This window comes from Citrobacter sp., from assembly GCF_050252275.1.
In the GTDB taxonomy this organism is placed as follows: Bacteria; Pseudomonadota; Gammaproteobacteria; order Enterobacterales; family Enterobacteriaceae; genus Citrobacter_A; species Citrobacter_A amalonaticus.
Window position 1 is genome coordinate 1 of sequence record NZ_JBFWLF010000059.1, and the last position, 17,690, is coordinate 17,690.

The window sequence follows — 17,690 nt, forward strand, 5'->3', positions numbered from 1 at the left end:
CGTCAGACCAATATCAATCACCGCGCCGTCAGCACCGTATTTCGGCATCTCCAGCCAGTCACCCAGTTTCAGCATGTCGTTAGCAGAAAGCTGAATGCCCGCAACCAGCCCCAGAATCGGGTCTTTAAATACCAACATCAGCACGGCGGCCATCGCGCCCAGGCCGCTAATCAGTATCGCGGGCGATTGGCCGATTAATAGCGATATCATTAATATACCGACAATAATCGCGCCAATGAGTTTTATACCCTGAAATATCCCCTTGAGAGGAAGCTGAGAGGCTGAGGGGAACTTTTGCGCCAGGTTTAATATGACATCGAGTAACGAAAATAATGAAAGCAGGGCATATATCATGATCCACAACTGCGCGCAGACAGTAAGAATCTCCGCGGCTTCGCTGCCTTTTTGCAACCACAGTGCGGACTGAATATTGACGATAATACCCTGCAGGGTGAATGCCAGACGGTGAAATAACTTATTCTGCGTAATAATTTGTAGCCACAGACGGGAGCTGGCAACGGCACGCCTTTCAAAGGTGCGCAATACCACCCAATGCAAAATAATATGCACAATGATGGCTGTGAGAAAAATAATACCGAAAATCATCACCAGCGAGGTGGTGTGATTCATTTCAATACCCGCTAAATCCTCGACCTGAGTAATTAATTCCTGCATAACCTCTCCTTTACAAAACAGTGACCTATGATGACTGCTGTAAGGAATTTATGCAAATGAGCCTGGTCAGTACTGTTCGGGAAGACGATTGATCCGGATCAGGATACCCCGCTCCATCACGATATGGTCACCCAGTCGCAGATCGCTCAAAATTTTCATCACCCGGCTACGCGAAAGATGCGTTTTTTCCTGAATGTAATCACTCGCGTTAACCGCAAGACGCAGTTCCTCTTTCTCTGCCATCAATGCAATAAGATTGGTGCGGATCAGCTCATATGTGGACAGGCCGACAGAGGAACGATGCGCTTCAAGAAGTTTTTTTATGGCATACATAAACGTATATGAGGCGTCCTGCCAAAGATTTTTTAGTGCGATAGTTTCCAGTACTTCGGATGTTGCAATGATTTCAAACTGGATTTCCCCGCTGGCCTGATAAAAAAAATCAGCATTCGTATTCATTAACGAATTCATGCCAACAATCATAGGTGCGCTAAGATGCTTAACTAACAGCTGGTCGCGGCTACGGTAAACTCCTACGGTGCCTTTATGCAACACGAAACTCATCGATTCAGCATAATGCTCGAGAGATATGATTTGACGCTCCCGGCCCTGACGAATGCGGGAAGGATCAGAGATAGCATTGACTAGATTTATGACATGAGTGTCTGGCTTCATATATGCATTGCAATTCCAAATAAATTGTCTGCTGAGTATATTATATTATAAGAGAAAAATGTAATTGCTTGTTTTTCTCTAAGGCTTACGGGGGCGGAGGGGGGGTTAAACGATTAACTTGGTAGGATTGTAAAAACTGTCATTCTCTGTGCTCATCACACGGCTAAAAGGCAGGACAGAACTGACCTCCATGTCCCAATTTCAAAAGAGAGTGTAGACGGTGCTGACGCGAGCACTCCCACAAAAGTTAGCGCTCAATGGTGCTTCAATTGTACTCCAGTGACATCGTGACAACTGCTTTAATCAAGCCAGGTGTAACCCCACCTTCAGTTGAAAAGGCTCGAGTCTGAAGCGCCCATGTAGGCTTACCGCCAACGGCTGACGCAATGTCCAGCGTCGAGGTTTTGCCATTGCCACATGCGGCACCGGCCTGGGTTTCAAGTTGTACGGCGACATTTTTTGCATCATCCATATTCAAATACAGTGTTTCTGGATCTGCAGGATCAGGCGTTCCGTGAAAAGTTGCTGTGACGCTGGAGGTGCCCGGTGGGCAATCCTGCAATGTCACATTAAAGGGTACCCAGTCAGAAGCACTATTGGCGGCATTGAGATCGGCCGTTTGTAAGTCTGTTGCGCTCAACGGAATACTCATTGTCTGACTGTCGGTACTTACTTTACACGGTGAAGCGACAACGTTGCCCGTAATGGTAATAGAGACGGGATCACCGGCTGCCCAAACATTAAGGCTGCTACCGCAAACGATAAGCCCCGCCAGCAAAGCGGTAGAGAAGAATTTACTTATACTAAACATAGTAATGGACCTTTAAAGAGAGGCGTTGTGAAGATCGCCAACCGCACCGAAATCACTGATGACACTGTACTGGATATTGCCGTTAGTGACGCCGGAGGGCAGAACAAATGAGGTTGTGCTATTGGGTGAAGCATATGAAACATTGGCTAGATTTTTACCTGAAACCTTTATTTCATTGAAATTAATATAACAAGGTGTCGGATTTTTTATTTCCAGATGATTACCTGAAAAATGCCAGACGAGTTTACTGCTCTCTTTTTCGACATTGATACCTTTTAATGCTTCAGGACGATAAATCAGTTTGATGCTGGTTGCGACGGCGATTTGTAACGTATTTTTTTCGCGTGGTGCAGAAGGAATAGCCTTCACACGAAGCCAGAACATAGACTCTTTATTTTGCGGGAGATTGCCCGTAAGGATAACGCGCATCATATTTTCTTTGTTACCGTCTAACCGATACAGCGGAGGCGTGATGACAAAAGGAGGCTTTTGTGCGTTGTCATCAAGGTTGTCGAGACTACTCTGGATCAGGTAAGGGTTGCTATCAGGGTTACGAACGCTGAGAGAGGCTTCTTTCTTTGAACCATCATATAAAAGACGTGTACCACCGATGCTGACTGATGCATTGGCAAGTTGGCAGGTAGCGGCGATAACGCAACAGATTAATAAAGCAGGAGAGATTTTCACGTGAAACTCCAGGGTAAATATGTGCTTCCTTAGTGATTCTTTAATAAAAAAGGACAGCCATTCATGCTGATGATGAAATTTTATACAGACAACGCTAACAATGTCCTTTTAAAAATTGTCTGTTTTGGGACCCAGGAGTGGACAAAATTAAAATTGAACGTGACTGGAAACATCAGGAAAATGATATCTGGCAGTAAAACGTTGTAACAGAACGCTGCAGTACTGCGCGTTTTTTGAAAAGGCAAAACAATGTTTTATTTAGGATAAAGTGGAATTATCTTTCACGCGAATATATTTGGAGTGTAAATGAAAAAGCAAGCGTTAGCTTTATTGGCAGCGTCTATTATTGCAAGCGCCACTTGCGCCTCTGTTCAGGCGGCAAGTACTACCTTAACAGTAAACGGCGGTAATATTAAGTTTATGGGCTCAGTGGTTGATGCGCCTTGCGCCGTTGCATTAGAGTCAGAAGATCAGATCGTACATATTGAGCAAGTTACACTGAAAAGCCTTGGTAAGGCAGATGAAGTCTCTGGCCAGGCGAAGCAATTTTACGTATATCTGACAAACTGCGATGTGTCTACCTATACCAACGCCGCTATTACGTTCAGTGGGCAGACCGATGCAGCAAGCGCGGGTGACCTGGCAAACACAGCAGGATCTGGTGCTGCCGTGAATGTCGCACTGCGTCTGTTCGGGCCTGATGGCCAGAAAATGGAAGTTAACTCAGGTACCGCTTCTGGTACCGTACCGTTGTCTACAGGTCAGAACACGATTCCAATGAGTGTAGATTATCTGTCGACTTCTGATACACCGACAGCGGGTTCTGTTGAAGCGGTAGCGACTTTCCAGATTATCTATTCATAATTTTCGTGCTTATCTCTCCCGTAACATCGGGAGAGATAATTCATCAGTTTATCCTTATTTATATTGAGAGCAATTATGTTTCGTCTGATAACGATGATAATTCTCATAGAAATAGCATTATCGCAGTCCGCGATGAGTGAAATCTTATCCCCAAATGGGTATGTGCACTTTTATGGTGCTGTGGTTAGCGGCTCCTGTTCTATTGATACACAGAGTCTTGACCAGAGTGTCATTATGGGTCAGGTTCCTACCAGTACTTTTTCTGCACCAGGAAGTTGGGCTGAACCTATTGCTTTCTGGATTAAGCTCGAGAATTGTGATTCCACTGTGAGTCAAACGGCAAGTGTCGCCTTTATGGGGTTAACTGACCAAAAGGATCCGCAGGTTTTCCATGCCGGTATGGGTTCCGGCTCAGCCTCAGGGGTCGGAATCGGTATTTTCGATACAAATGACAAACTTGTCGTTCCAAATACCATTCCACTTTCGGCAACAGCTATTCATGATGGTGGTAATACATTATTCTTTTCGGCACGATATCGCACCGTCTCATTACCTGTAAACGCGGGCGATGCCAGTGCTGCTGTCACCTTTTCTGTCGTTTATCAGTAATCGTTTTTAAGAAAACCTGTCTGGTCTATTTCTTGTTTTGGATATCTATATATGAAAAAGAATTTCTTTTGTCTATTATTTACACTGATTTATTTGGGTCATAGCCATTTCACCTATGCTGAGGGTGTCGCCCTGGGCGCGACTCGTATCATTTACCCAATGGGTGAAAAACAGACCAGTATAAATGTCACGAATTCAAGCAAGAAAAAATCATTTCTGGTGCAATCCTGGGTTACAGATGTTAAAGGGAATAAGTCATCTTATTTTACGGTGACGCCTCAACTTTTTGTTATGAAACCGGAAAATGCGAATGTGATACGGCTAATGTATATCGGGCCAAAATTGCCAGAGGATAAAGAGAGCGTTTTTTATTTTAACAATAAAGCAATTCCTTCAGTCGATAAAAGCGAACTTAAAGGTAATACGTTGCAAATTGCTACACAATCAGTTATCAAGCTGTTTGTTCGCCCACCACATTTGAGCATGAAGGCTGCTGATGCCCCGGCAATGTTGAGTTGTCAGCATGATGGCAAGGTTATTACCATCAACAACCCTTCACCTTACTATGTTTCTCTGGTCAATTTTTCAGTGGGAGGTAAAAAACTCCCCAATACGATGTTACCGCCCATGGAAAAAACGACGGTGAGTCTCCAGGGCGGTGCTCAGGGCCAGATTACGTTTCAAACAATGAATGATTATGGCGCTGTAACACCTGCGTTAACGTGCAAGGTTTGATTTTTGTTGCCGGAGTTGTTTAAGACGCCATGAAAATAAAAAAAACAAAATGCCTGAATAGCATTAAAGATTTGCGGCTATCACCGCTGGCTTTATTTGTCGGCATGAGCTTATTTTCAGGCGTTTTACATGCGGAAAATTACTTTAATCCAGCGTTTTTATCTGACGGAACTAATCAGGTTGCCGATCTGTCGACTTTCGAAACTGACAGTGGCCAGGCACCGGGTGTTTATCGTGTAGATATTTATCTCAATAATGATTTTATTGCCAGTCACGATGTGGATTTTCAATCACAGAAGGCAATAGATTCCAGTCTGCCATCCTCCAGGGATGATACTGGACTGACCGCATGTTTATCGGCAAAAATTCTCGGCGACTGGGGGATAGAACTCAATATTCCAGAAGAGAATAAAAAATCTGATAAAGGGCAGTGTATAGATATCGCTACGTTGATAGATGGAGCAAAAGCCCGTTTTGACTTCAATAAACAACGTCTCGAACTGAGCGTGCCGCAGATTGCACTTAAAAATAATGCGCGTGGTTATATCCCTCCTGAAAAATGGGATCAGGGAATAAACGCATTATTGCTAAGTTACAATTTGAATGGTTCATCCAGTAAAGACAGCAGTGGCGACAGTAGCAGTCAATTCCTGGGGCTGAATGGCGGCATCAATGTGGGGCCATGGCGGTACAGAGATTCTTCAACTTACAGTCGTAACACGAGCGCTAGTGGGCAAACGACAAATCAGTGGCAACATATTAGCGGCTTTCTTGAACGCACCATCATAGCCCTTAAGAGTGAGCTGACCATTGGTGATAGTTATACCGGCGGTGAGGTGTTTGACAGTATTAGTTTTCGCGGTGTTCAACTTGCCTCTGATGACAATATGTTACCAGACAGTCTGAAAGGGTTCGCCCCAACGGTGCGGGGTATTGCGAAAAGCAACGCACAAGTGACTATCAAACAAAACGGGTACGTCGTCTATCAAACCTACGTTGCCCCAGGTGCGTTTGCAATAGACGATCTTTTTCCTACTTCTTCGAGCGGAGACCTGACGGTAGAAGTGAAAGAAAAGGATGGATCAGTCAATTCTTACACTGTTCCTTATTCTGCGGTTCCTTTACTGCAACGCGAAGGACGAATGAAGTATTCCTTGACGGCGGCGAATTATCGCACCAGTAGCGATCAGCAAGATCCGGTTTCGTTTCTTGAAGGAACGCTGATCTGGGGATTACCGCACAATATTACTGTTTATGGTGGTACGCAGCTTTCCAGCAATTATAAGGCGTTGGCGATCGGCGCGGGGATAAATATGGGCAATTGGGGCGCGCTGTCAGCGGATATTACTCATGCCCAAAGTACCCTTATTGATGACAGTGAACACCGCGGGCAATCGTTGCGCTTATTGTACGCCAAATCCCTGAATGAACTGGGTACGAACTTCCAGTTATTAAGCTACCGCTATTCGACATCAGGTTATTACACGTTCTCGGACACAACCTATAAACATATGGATGGTTACAATAGCGATCCGGCGAATGAGGATAATGATGAGAACAATGATGTGCCGAAATGGATTAATTATTACAACCTCTATTACACCAAGCGCGCTAAGGTGCAGGCTAACATTTCTCAGCAACTGGGCGGTTATGGCTCTATTTACCTCAGTGGGAGCCGACAGAGTTATTGGCATAACGATGACAAAGATACCCTGGTACAATTCGGTTACAACACCAACTGGAAAGATGTCAATATCGGCGTTAGCTACAACTATAGCAAGTCATCCGGCCAACCTAAGGCGGATCAAGTTGTCGCGCTGAACCTGTCTATACCCATAGGAAAATGGTTGTCGCCGGCCGGATCAACCTCGCAAAGTAATGCATTTGCCAATTACAGCATGAGTCAGGATAACAACGGAAGCGTAACGCAGAACGCTGGTATTAGCGGAACGATGCTCGAAGGAAATAACCTGAATTACAGCGTTCAACAGGGCTACGGAAATCAAGGTGTAGGTAACAGTGGTAGCGCGAGCCTTGGCTACCAGGGAGGCTATGGGAATGCCAATGTGGGGTATAACTATAACGATAATGGTAATTCTCAGCAGGTCACATATGGGGTCTCTGGCGGTATTGTGGCCCATCGTCATGGGGTAACGCTTAGCCAACCGCTGGGCGAGACGAATGTGCTGATTGAAGCGCCTGGCGCCGATAATGTCACTGTACAAAGCGCTACAGGGGTGAAAACCGACTGGCGTGGGTATGCTGTGGTGCCTTTTGCCACTAATTATCGTAAAAACCGGATCGGGCTGGATACCACCACTCTGGGCGATAAGGTCGATCTCGACAATGCGGTGGTTGACGTAGTGCCAACTCGTGGCGCGCTGGTGCGCGCTTCATTTAAAGCCCATGTCGGGATTCGCGCGTTGCTGACATTATTGCACAATAACACGCCGGTTCCGTTTGGCGCGATGGTGACGCGGGATGATGAAGGTGCAGGCACCATCGTCGGTGATGACGGGCAGGTTTATTTATCCGGACTGGCGCCTAAAGGTGAATTGCAGGTGCAGTGGGGGGAAGGTGACAACCAGTCCTGTCGTGCGAGTTATCAGGTTCCTGAGAAGGCAGAGAACGCCACTATTACCCAGCTTAACGTGATTTGCCGCTAATAAGGATAAGATCGTGAAGGTTAAATTTGAGCCAGTCATTGTTTTGTTGATTACTTTGTCGTGCAGTGTTTTATACCTTCCCCGTTCAATGGCAGAGGATGTCAGCTTAACGATTTCCGGTAATGTAGCGGCCAGTACATGTATTGTAGATGAGGCTACGCAAAACGTGAATATAGGGACATTTTCTGCCAAAAATTTTCCTTCAACGGGCAGTACTTCTGATACGAAACCATTCGTCATTGCTTTATCCGGGTGCTATGCGAAGCTAAAAAATGTACAGGTAAAGTTTTCCGGGACGACGGATAATGATAATCCGACGTTATTGGCACTCACCGATAGCGGAAATGGAAAAACAATGGCGAGTGGTATCGGCATTGAATTACTGGATAGTAATCAGAACATACTTCCCTTTAATAGTACTGAACCGTTTAGCTATGATTTAAATGGTGCCTCCAATACATTCACTTTCTTTTTAAGATATAAGTCGACAAAAGACCAGATCACCTCTGGTGAGGCTTCTGCTGTAATGTATTTCGATTTAACCTATCAATGAGTATTGACATAATGAAAAATAAAAGAATTATAGCAATTTTGTCATTGGTCGCTTTTTTTTATATTATCAATGCGGATGCACATGATGGGACTGTTAGCATATCGGGAATAATACAAGACAATACCTGTGAAGTGGCAAGTGACTCCGTCATAAAAATTGTCGATATGGGAACGTTATCCGTTAAGCAATTTAGTGAAAAGGGGGTTCGTTCTCAAGCGAAGCCATTTTCAATAAATTTGGTCGATTGTGGCCCGGCGGCAAGTGAAGCGACTGTCACGTTTACAGGTACTCCGTCCGATCAGGAGAAGGGCTTATATTCTGTTGACCCGGAAGCCGACGCAGGGAGTGGCATCGCGTTAGGCATTTATGACAGTAAAGGTAATTTACTCCCCCCCGATAAACCTTCTGAAGGCATCCCTTTACAAGGTGGTGAGGACTCCGTTGAACTTAAATTTTCAGCGAGTTATCAGTCTGTAGTTGATGATGTGACGCCAGGAAGTGCAAATGTTTCAGTGACCTTTGTGGTGAACTATGCGTAATGAAATACCATGCAGGTATTTTTATTACTCTTCAGAAAACCGTACAGACTATTGTAAATAGGGTGCCGGGATGAAATGTATCTTTTTTATCACTTTGTTTTATGTTTCAGGTTGTTATGCCTATTCCAATGGAACGATCAGTTGTACGTATTCAAATTCACTCCTACAAGTAAACCTTGCGCAGATTACTGTCCAGCGCGACCATGCTATAAATACCCCCATCGGGCCGGAAATAACCGTTGATGAAAATATGTCTGACTGTGTTTGCAGTTCGGACTGTGATCCAGCCCCGAGTGGATCGGTCGCCGTTATCAGCAATCAGGCCGATGAAGAAAAAAAGATTAATAGCCGGACGATTTATGAGACAAACCTGCCTGGGGTGGGTTATGCCATAGGTATTAACAATCATGCATGGAATGATAAATTACACTGGATAGGGGACAGCTATGACGTCTCCGCGAACTCAACACATTCGAGTGGTCAGATGTTACCGCTCATAACTGCTTCCACCGTACATATACAATTATATAAAATCGGAAATATGTCGTCCGGTCTGGTTACTGGTAATGTTGGCTCATTAGCGGGGGCCATTATTGTCGGGGGGGATGGGGAGCCAGGTGGATCGGGAGGAACGAGTGCATCATTCGCTTCCTCTAAAGTGCCTGTCAATATCAGTTCAGTACCGATTAACGTGGTGAAATGCCAGTTGAATGCAGCAAAAATGCTCTTTCCTGTTGGTGATGTGCCTGTCGATCAATTTACCGGTGCGGGATCGACATCGCAGCAAACCAGTACGGTCAATCTGGTGCTGGACTGCGATCAGGATGCGAATATCAATATCACGCTGACGGGTACCCAGAATCCGGATTGCCCCACCAACAAAAGTGTGCTGGCGCTTTCAGACCAGGGGAAAAGTGGTACGGCTGAGGGGATAGGGGTGCAATTGCTCTATAATGATAGTCCAATCGAGTTGGATACAATCCTGAATCTGAAACGTTCTGCGGGTGGCCAGGAAAGTTTCCCGCTTACCGCGCGTTACTATCAGACCAGAGATTCCATGAAAGCTGGCAGCGCAAATGCCACGGCGGTTCTTAACCTGACTTATCAGTAATGCGAAATAACGAAGCCGACAACGACGCCGGCTTCTTTTGACTTGAAGCGTGCTCTACTCACCCGGATTAAAGCGATCATCCCATGGCATTAAGCGATGAGCCCGCAGCCTTAGCGCCAGCGCCTCTTCCCGCTTTTGCAGAAACATCAGAATATTAATCTGGTCGCTCCAGGCATCTTCTTCCATATGCATTGTGATCCACTCGGCATTCTCCTGAGCAAATAAATCTAGCTCATTAATATTACCGCTTTGATTAAAATGCATCAGATGTAAGCGGGAGAGATCCCGCTGCCAGCGTATTTGCATCAGCCAGGGCACGGATAATTGACGAATACTTTCCGGTGGTTCAAGTCGGCCCGTTTCGAATTCTCCCAGTGTCACACTGGCGCGAAAGAGTTGCATTGACAGCACAATACCGTACAGTGCGGTCGCGGCCAGGGCTGGACGCAGATATTTTACCGGCAAGGTGAACGTGGATTTACGGCTTTCAGTTGCACCCATTAGTAGCAGGATGAGAAAAAAGTGCGCAACGGAGTAATAAAGAGGAAACTCGACCTGAGTGTGTAACAAAATCGGTAGGGTGGTTAACAGCGTCACCCACTGCCACAAGCTTTTTGGGCGGCGGAATAAAATAATCCAACCCCATAAAAGAATCAACCCGCCCAGGAGGGCGACAATTCCGCCTTCCGCCTGAATAAATAACGTCTCATTATGTGGATGCTGCATCATTTCCCGGCCAGGATTCTCGAAAGGAAGATCGGCCATAAAATTTTGATACACCGATTCAAACATGCCTAAGCCAATCCCTTTCCAGGGATGCGTCATGATAAGGCGCACGGTGTATTCCAGCGTCAGGAGTCGTTGCTGATTTGACCCTTCATGAGCCAACGAATGTAATACGGAACCCTGGAGCAAAACCGAACCCAACAGACCACCGATGAACGGTAAGAAAATAATCGCAAGGCGTTGGCAACCCGTGGTTCTGTCACGCCAACATTGTTGACAGAAAAGAAGCGATGCGCAGGCAATTCCACACAGACCGCCCAGCCAGCCAATTCGGGAACGACATAGTACCAGCGTCGCAGAGATGAGGATAATTGCAAAACAGATTGCGAACCTCCGCGCAGTTTCCGCGCGAAACGATTTAAGCGTTCGCTGCCTGTCCGCCATCAACACCAGCAGAAGAGATAAACCTGTCGCCAGAAATGTGGCGGTGACATTACGCTGTTGAAAAATACCCGGTGCGCCACCGGAATAATTTTCAGCCAGTGCGTTAAGCGGGAAGGGAAGCCATTGTGGGCACCAGAAACCCATCAGAGAATAAACGGTTTCAATGCAAGCTGCCGCAGCGATCATATAGCTCAGAGCAACAATTTCTTTTTCCCGCGGTGGGTACTGAAGTAAGGTGAGATAGGTAAACACGCCTCCCCAGATCCCTGTTAGTCGAGGAAGGGCGATGGCGAGTCCCTGGTCAGGTGACCAGAAGACGGGTAACGTAAATGCTATCGCACTGAGAAGCAGGCATAAAAACGTGGGTGTCAGACGTATTTTATCCGCTTGCAGCGACAGCCAGACGATCAGCGCCTGAAGCAAAATCGCAGCCCACGACAGCAGGTTCATCGGTAAATTCATGCCGTAATCGCCGCTGTTTGGCCAGGGAATATGAATCAGCACTAACCAGTAAAAACTGAGCAGGAAGTATAAAAAAAGCTGCACAAGGCGGGAGGAAGTGAAGGTTTCCCCAGATTTGCAAAACGCGAGCATTCGGGCGGGCATAATATTCTTGAGTGGGTAAATCGATATTGTATTTACCCACTCAAGATGGCGCTATTTAAGTCCTGTCCATTCTAAGACTGATCCATCAGGCATCGATTTAATATTGCCACTGCACTGAAAAACCAAGTGTAAACGGACTGGTCTGCATATCATCAGGTTTTATCACCGGAACGCCGGCGAAAAGATCATAGCCAACGTTGCCTTTAACACCTCGCACACCGGCAACCGCACCGGCGATGCGCGTGCCGCTCCAGTAATCATTTTTCGAACCGCTGACTTCCCCGTAATCAAAGCCAACATAGGGCTGCATTCCCCATTTGGGGAGATTCAGGTTAATGTCGTTACGCAGATACCAGCCCTTATCAGCATAAATGGAGGATTCACCGTCGAAGCCACGTACCGTCCAGCGGTTACCGATGGTAAATTTATCCGGCTGCGTCAGTTTATCCGGTGACGTTTGTTGCATGAAATGTGGCTCATAGCTCATCGACAGATCGCCAGCTTTAAACGGAAATGTGCCGTCGACGCTCAGGGTAATAATGCGCGCCAGGGGATCGGCACTACCTACCATTTCTTCGGCATCGGCTTGTTCGCCAAACCAGTGCGCGGCATGTTGATATCCCAGTCGGGAGGTAAGTTGCCCAAAGGGCAGATAAGCTAAATGTTCCAGGTTGAGTTGCCAGCTGCTGGTGTCCCGGCGCTGTACTTCCACTTCAACATCGTTGAGGTCATAGTGTGAATCACGTTTAATGCCTTTCAAACCCAGCGTTGTTTTTTGGCTGGCGCTGCGGTAGATAACGCGTTTGATTTCTGCAGTCAGTAATTTTTCACTGCTGCTGTACTGATAGTGGTAATCACCGCTATGGATTGTCTGAACCGTGCGATATTTACTGCCATAGAGTTCAAGCAGCCAGTAGCCCCACGGGACGGAGTAGAAGGCGGAAGTATTGTCGTTGCGACGTCCATACTCATTTTTAAAACCGCCGCCATAAGCAACATAAAAAATGTCATTCAGCGTCGTGGGGTTATTAAGGTAAAAGGCCAGACCGCCTTCATAACGCCCCGTTTTTTTACTTCCGGCGTCATCCATCCACGTCCCCAGACGCCATGCTTTATTCTGGCTGCGACTGACTTCTACGCGAGTATCGCCAGGATGTTCACCGGGAACAAGATGAATACTTGCCTGCGATCCGGGAATACGCTGCAAATTTTCCAGTCCCTGTTCCAGACCGCGTAAATCAAGAACGTCCCCTTCAGCTTCCGGGAAATTATTCCAGCGATGAATGGTGCGGCCTTCCTGATTTTGTAACAGCCATTCACTGATACGACCGGGCAAAATTCGCAGGGTTAATGTTCCCTCTTTTAAATTTTGGTCTGGAACTAACACCCGGCTGGTAATATATCCATGGGAGATTAACCGATTCTGGACGGCTTTATGCAGGGCTGTGATCCCCTGTATTCCGATGCAATGCTTTTCAACCTGGCGAATAAGATCGTTAAAGGTTAGCCAGTGGGGCAGGGCGACCGTTTTGTCGATAACTACGTGTTTCATGTCATAGCAGACAGATTCTTTGGGCAGGATCAGCGTATCGCTATCCTGTACATTTTCTGCCGTGAGCAAGATCTTACTTTGAGGAGCAAGCTGATTATGCCTTGCCTGATCCTGTTGTTGACTGGTGGCACCTTGGCCTGAGACGGGCTCAGCTTCCACGATGCCAGGGTGTATCGCGAACAGTGAGAAAAGAATGAGACTGAGGCTGGTACGATAAACAATCATGATATTTAACTCTTCCCTGTAGGTACTGAACCTCAGAAGCATTTCTAAATTAAATTAATAAAGCCCCATAAGTTCATGGGGCTTTGGAACTAAAATATATTAAATCCCAGTACAGATAACATAACCGCCAGGATAATAGATGATATCTACCACGACGTAGCCATAATACATGTCACCTGGCTTATAAACGACGCCATTTTCCCAGACACCGTTCCCTGCAGGTGTTCCATTAGGCTGTACCTCGGTGTTATCACCGTTATTGGTCGAACCACCATTATCGGTATTATTGTTGTCAGGGGTATTTGCGCCATCATCCTGATTAGCCGAACCCGTTTCATTAATAACGCCCATGTTAGTGACGTAACCCGTGGTATAAACGTGATCGCCCGTAATTTTACCGGTGCTTTCGTTGAACATACCGTTAGACGTATTCAGCTTAACATCACCGGTGCTGGAGATATTGCCGCCGTTGTTCAGATAATTAGTGGTCAGCGTAATGCCGTTTTCCGCGCTCAGCGTACCGCTATTTATCAACGTCACGCGATCCATCTGGGCATTCAATTGATTACCAGCGGCAATGGTACCGTTGTTATAAGAGGTGCTCTGTGAATAACCGTAGCTTCCCATCACATTGAGGTTGATATCATGCGCGGCACGGATATCACCGGTATTGTTCAGGTTGCTCATCACAAACAGGCTAGCATCTTCCCCTGCCTGAATAACGCTTCCTGCGTCAGTCATCAGAGAAGAGGTTGTGATGTAGATGTTATGGCCAGCATTCATGTTGCCATGCATCAGGTTATAGACATTGTTGGCGTTAACGTTGATGTCATTGTTACTGGAGATCGTACCGCTGTTAGCAAGATCGGACAGTTGCAGGTTCATTTGATTAGCATTGATCGCACCGCTGTTATTAAACACGCTGCTATTCATCTGCAGATTCAAATTACCGTTGGCGGTAATAGAGCCACTGTTCTGAGCTGGGCCACCGTAGCTGCCCCAACCATTGGAACCGATGGTTAATGACATATCCTGTCCCGCAGCGAGAGTCCCTGCGTTCTGGAAGGTATTTGTCACCGTCATATCAAGGTTGTGACCCGCCTCCAGCTTGCTGGCAAGATCAGAATAATAAGACGAACCATACATGAAGATATCATTGCCGGCAGAAATCGTGCCGGACATGTTATCCAGTGCGCCATTAATAGAAACGGAACCGTCGCTATGAATCGTGCCGTTATGGTTAGAGAGCATGTTATTGCCGCTTACCTGCAACTGGCTGTCACGTCCCTGAGTCTGAATAACGCCGTTATCATTATTCAACATGGAGGCGTTAATCATATTCCAGCCATTACCTGCAGAAATAACCCCATTATTGTTGGTCAGCGTATCGACGTTAACACTCATCGAGCCGTTGCTTGCCAGGCTGCCAGACGTATTGTCCAGATTTGCTGAGTTCACGGTCAACGAGCCTTTAGCATTGATACGACCGTTTGTATTATTGACGCCGGTCGCTCCCCAGGAGTTATAGCTGTTAGAAGAGCGAGCGATGCTCAGGGCGCCTTCGCTGGTGATTTCGCCTTGGGTGTTATTCAGCGAATCCGCCATGATGGTGGTCTGCTGGTTTCCCTGAATCTTGCCATGGGTGTTTACTGTGTTTTTACCAGACAAATCAACATAATTGCCTTTGATTTGACCATTGCTGTTGTCCAGTAATTCGTCGGCAGAAACGGAAACCATCCCATCAGACGTGATCTGGCCATTATGGTTCAGAACAGATGACCCCATTACGGCAGTGGAGTTTTTACCGCTAATATGGCCGCCGTTGTTTTCAATCACGCCATCAACATTGAGAGACAAGGTATCCGTCGCGGTCAGGTCTGCGTGATCAATACGCACGCCGACGCCGCTGTCTGTCCCTTCCATGTATATTTTATTGGCATACATGGAACCCAGCGCAGATACATCCAGCGCGACATCCGGGCTGGTACTGGCGTCATATTTTTTCTGTACGCGACCATTCTTATCAATACGGTTATTACCGGTAATGATGTTCAGCTCATTCGCCTGCAGCTTAGCATTGACCTTCACGGAGCGAGCGATAATGTCGGTGTACTGAGTGGAGCGGGTGTCCATACCTTTACCGGTAATAGACACCTGGCCTTTGCTGACGTCCAGTCCGGTTACGTTGCCCTGATTATCGTAGGTGGCGGTACCCGTGGTGAGCGTAGCGTGGTTGGTGTTAATAAAACCGCAACCGTCGCAGGTAATACCTGATGGGTTAGCAATAATGACCTGAGCAGACTGACCGGCGACTTCGATCATGCCGTTAAGCTGGCTCGGATCGGAGGAGCGCACTTCGTTAAGAATCACTTTTGCGCTGCCGTTCGCCATATTAGCGTTGCCATCAATCTGGCCGGCTAACTGCGTATTCGAATTGCTGCTACTGTTGTTCAGAATAACGCCGTTGCTGTCTACGTTGAACTCAGAATAAACGTTATGTGAAACGCCACCCGCACTGGCTTTATTAATATCAACAACGGTAGTGCCATTTGCGTTGGTATGAATACCCGGTTGGTTAGTATTACCTGCTACAACCGCAGCGTGAGCTGGCATAATCATTCCAAGCGCAAGCATCGTTGCAAAGCAGGTCGGAGCCAGCTTTGCGTGTAAAACCTGGCGATGATTGCGCACGATATTAATATTTTTGCTTTTCATTTACAGATCCTTGTATTTCCTTGAACATAAGTTCCCATTTCATTGGTGAAAAATGGGGGGATATGAAATCATGCGATCTCTTTAATCCTGAAAAGGACTTGTAACGATTCGTTTTATTTAAAGAGGAAGTATGAGTGGCGAGGGAAAGTGAACTATAGCTAGTTGCGCAAAAAAATATCGTAATTATTGGCTATGGTAATGTATTTATGCGGCGATCCAGTAATATGAAAAAGAGACTGTGTAGCAAATGAAAAAACACATTGATTAATAATATGGATAATTTTTGCTCGAAATATTTCTGAGGTGTTACATAATGTGTAGAAAACTTGAAAAAATCTTAACGAGTGGAGAGGAAATAAGAACAGGCACGTCGCGAAGCAACGTGCCTGAAGGCATTAGCATTCAGTAATAATCGTGCTCAGCGGCAGGCGAGATTTCGGCAGCGAGGCATTAAAATCTTCCACGCTGTGATGACCGACAGGCACCACCACCACGCTGGTGAAGCCTTTTTCTTTCAGGCCAAATTCTGCATCAAGAATGGCGGCGTCGAAACCTTCGATTGGCACCGCGTCCAGACCCAGTGCGGCGACGCCTAACAGGAAGTTACCCACGTTCAGATAGACCTGCTTTGCCATCCAGTGTGCATCGTCTTTCAGCTCCTTACGGTGCAGGTCGGCAAAGAACGTGCGGCCTTTGTGATTAGCGGCTTTCGCCTCCACGGAAGCAAAACGCCCATCGGCCTCTTCCTGATCAACCACGCGTTCCAGCCATGCATCATCCATTGCTGTTTTGGCGCAGAACACCACTACGTGAGACGCATCAAGCATTTTTCGCTCGTTGAAGACAAAGTTCCCGGCGGCAGATTTCGCCACGCGCGCTTTGCCTTCCTCTGTGCTGGCGACGATAAAATGCCACGGCTGAGAGTTAGTACTGGACGGGCTGAACTGCAGCAGTGTTTTGATTTTTTCGGCTTCTTCAGCGGTCAGCTTTTTAGCTGGGTCGAATGCCTTGGTTGAATGACGTTTTAAGGCAACTGAAACGATATCCATAACGACTCCCGGTTGGTTTTAATCTTCGCAGGTTACAGGGTTCTCCCGAAGATGATAAGAGAGAAATGGCGAACACAGTTTTCGTTATTTGAGACTAATCAGACCGGGCGGATTCGTTTCTGGCTGCGTTTGGGCAGACCATCGACCACTAAATTCCACGAGTCGTTCACCAGCTCTTCCAGTAACGACTCGGTAATATCGTCACCGGGCGCGACGGAAATCCAGTGTTTTTTATTCATGTGATAACCGGGGGTTATGCTGGGGTAAATTTGCTGATTTAACAGGGATTTTTCCGGGTCGGCTTTCAGGTTTATTACCGCACGGCGGTTAAACTCGGTGACGATCATAAAAATCTTTCCTTCGACTTTAAACACGTCGTATTCCGGACCGAACGGCCAGCAGTGCTCAGTAAAGGTTAAGGCTAATGCCAGTCGTTTCGCGCACTCGT

General features: G+C 46.6%; 16 protein-coding genes. 7 read left to right on the forward strand and 9 right to left on the reverse strand.

Annotated elements, in window-relative coordinates:
• The 4 genes from AB7E14_RS07225 to AB7E14_RS07240 form a co-directional block, all read right to left on the reverse strand.
• Positions 1-675: mechanosensitive ion channel domain-containing protein (locus AB7E14_RS07225; protein ID WP_428169434.1), on the reverse strand; the 675-nt coding region annotated here is incomplete at its 3' end.
• A gap of 66 nt (positions 676-741) precedes the next feature.
• On the reverse strand, positions 742-1,350 hold the full coding sequence (locus AB7E14_RS07230) for a helix-turn-helix domain-containing protein (RefSeq protein ID WP_080343214.1): 609 nt from the start codon (positions 1,348-1,350) through the stop codon (positions 742-744).
• Between the two features lie 265 nt (positions 1,351-1,615).
• Entirely contained in the window at positions 1,616-2,161 is a 546-nt protein-coding gene (locus AB7E14_RS07235; RefSeq protein WP_044328779.1) for a fimbrial protein, read from the reverse strand.
• A 12-nt stretch (positions 2,162-2,173) separates the two neighbouring features.
• A complete protein-coding gene (locus AB7E14_RS07240; protein WP_044328778.1) occupies positions 2,174-2,848 on the reverse strand; it encodes a fimbrial biogenesis chaperone in 675 nt (224 codons plus the stop codon).
• Positions 2,849-3,154: 306 nt separating this feature from the next.
• Between AB7E14_RS07240 and AB7E14_RS07245 the strand changes: the two genes are divergently transcribed.
• From AB7E14_RS07245 to AB7E14_RS07275, 7 genes are all read left to right on the forward strand, one after another.
• Positions 3,155-3,712, forward strand: a complete 558-nt coding sequence (locus AB7E14_RS07245) for a fimbrial protein (protein WP_044328777.1) — start codon at positions 3,155-3,157, stop codon at positions 3,710-3,712.
• A gap of 75 nt (positions 3,713-3,787) precedes the next feature.
• A complete protein-coding gene (locus AB7E14_RS07250; protein ID WP_072044242.1) occupies positions 3,788-4,321 on the forward strand; it encodes a fimbrial protein in 534 nt (177 codons plus the stop codon).
• 51 nt (positions 4,322-4,372) lie between these two features.
• The gene (locus AB7E14_RS07255; RefSeq protein WP_044328776.1) at positions 4,373-5,056 is read left to right on the forward strand and encodes a fimbria/pilus periplasmic chaperone; all 684 of its coding nucleotides are present in this window, start codon (positions 4,373-4,375) and stop codon (positions 5,054-5,056) included.
• Positions 5,057-5,085: 29 nt separating this feature from the next.
• Positions 5,086-7,722, forward strand: a complete 2,637-nt coding sequence (locus tag AB7E14_RS07260; RefSeq protein ID WP_046401488.1) for a fimbrial biogenesis usher protein — start codon at positions 5,086-5,088, stop codon at positions 7,720-7,722.
• A 13-nt stretch (positions 7,723-7,735) separates the two neighbouring features.
• Positions 7,736-8,275, forward strand: coding sequence for a fimbrial protein (locus AB7E14_RS07265; RefSeq protein WP_052729070.1), 540 nt, complete (start codon positions 7,736-7,738; stop codon positions 8,273-8,275).
• Positions 8,276-8,286: 11 nt separating this feature from the next.
• Positions 8,287-8,814 carry a fimbrial protein gene (locus AB7E14_RS07270; RefSeq protein ID WP_072200632.1) on the forward strand — a complete coding sequence of 176 codons (528 nt, stop codon included), beginning with the start codon at positions 8,287-8,289 and terminating at the stop codon, positions 8,812-8,814.
• A 70-nt stretch (positions 8,815-8,884) separates the two neighbouring features.
• Entirely contained in the window at positions 8,885-9,925 is a 1,041-nt protein-coding gene (locus tag AB7E14_RS07275) for a fimbrial protein (protein ID WP_316961927.1), read from the forward strand.
• 54 nt (positions 9,926-9,979) lie between these two features.
• On the opposite strand, the gene AB7E14_RS07280 is transcribed toward AB7E14_RS07275, so the two are convergent.
• The 5 genes from AB7E14_RS07280 to AB7E14_RS07300 all read right to left on the reverse strand — a co-directional run.
• The gene (locus AB7E14_RS07280; RefSeq protein WP_216081716.1) at positions 9,980-11,557 is read right to left on the reverse strand and encodes a PglL family O-oligosaccharyltransferase; all 1,578 of its coding nucleotides are present in this window, start codon (positions 11,555-11,557) and stop codon (positions 9,980-9,982) included.
• A gap of 241 nt (positions 11,558-11,798) precedes the next feature.
• A complete protein-coding gene (locus tag AB7E14_RS07285) occupies positions 11,799-13,478 on the reverse strand; it encodes a ShlB/FhaC/HecB family hemolysin secretion/activation protein (RefSeq protein WP_316961926.1) in 1,680 nt (559 codons plus the stop codon).
• Positions 13,479-13,577: 99 nt separating this feature from the next.
• Positions 13,578-16,193, reverse strand: coding sequence for a filamentous hemagglutinin N-terminal domain-containing protein (locus tag AB7E14_RS07290; protein WP_252869605.1), 2,616 nt, complete (start codon positions 16,191-16,193; stop codon positions 13,578-13,580).
• 395 nt (positions 16,194-16,588) lie between these two features.
• A complete protein-coding gene (gene nfsB / locus AB7E14_RS07295; protein WP_316961925.1) occupies positions 16,589-17,242 on the reverse strand; it encodes an oxygen-insensitive NAD(P)H nitroreductase in 654 nt (217 codons plus the stop codon).
• A gap of 98 nt (positions 17,243-17,340) precedes the next feature.
• A partial coding sequence (locus AB7E14_RS07300) for an MmcQ/YjbR family DNA-binding protein (protein WP_428169435.1) occupies positions 17,341-17,690 on the reverse strand: 350 nt, incomplete at its 5' end.

Coding starts and splice junctions, on each gene's coding strand:
- AB7E14_RS07250 (WP_072044242.1), top strand. CDS start 3,788: ATGTTTCGTCTGATAACGATGATAATTCTCATAGAAATAGCATTATCG.
- AB7E14_RS07230 (WP_080343214.1), bottom strand. CDS start 1,350: ATGAAGCCAGACACTCATGTCATAAATCTAGTCAATGCTATCTCTGAT.
- AB7E14_RS07235 (WP_044328779.1), bottom strand. CDS start 2,161: ATGTTTAGTATAAGTAAATTCTTCTCTACCGCTTTGCTGGCGGGGCTT.
- AB7E14_RS07260 (WP_046401488.1), top strand. CDS start 5,086: ATGAAAATAAAAAAAACAAAATGCCTGAATAGCATTAAAGATTTGCGG.
- AB7E14_RS07280 (WP_216081716.1), bottom strand. CDS start 11,557: ATGAATTTACCGATGAACCTGCTGTCGTGGGCTGCGATTTTGCTTCAG.
- AB7E14_RS07275 (WP_316961927.1), top strand. CDS start 8,885: ATGAAATGTATCTTTTTTATCACTTTGTTTTATGTTTCAGGTTGTTAT.
- AB7E14_RS07270 (WP_072200632.1), top strand. CDS start 8,287: ATGAAAAATAAAAGAATTATAGCAATTTTGTCATTGGTCGCTTTTTTT.
- nfsB (WP_316961925.1), bottom strand. CDS start 17,242: ATGGATATCGTTTCAGTTGCCTTAAAACGTCATTCAACCAAGGCATTC.
- AB7E14_RS07245 (WP_044328777.1), top strand. CDS start 3,155: ATGAAAAAGCAAGCGTTAGCTTTATTGGCAGCGTCTATTATTGCAAGC.
- AB7E14_RS07255 (WP_044328776.1), top strand. CDS start 4,373: ATGAAAAAGAATTTCTTTTGTCTATTATTTACACTGATTTATTTGGGT.
- AB7E14_RS07290 (WP_252869605.1), bottom strand. CDS start 16,193: ATGAAAAGCAAAAATATTAATATCGTGCGCAATCATCGCCAGGTTTTA.
- AB7E14_RS07285 (WP_316961926.1), bottom strand. CDS start 13,478: ATGATTGTTTATCGTACCAGCCTCAGTCTCATTCTTTTCTCACTGTTC.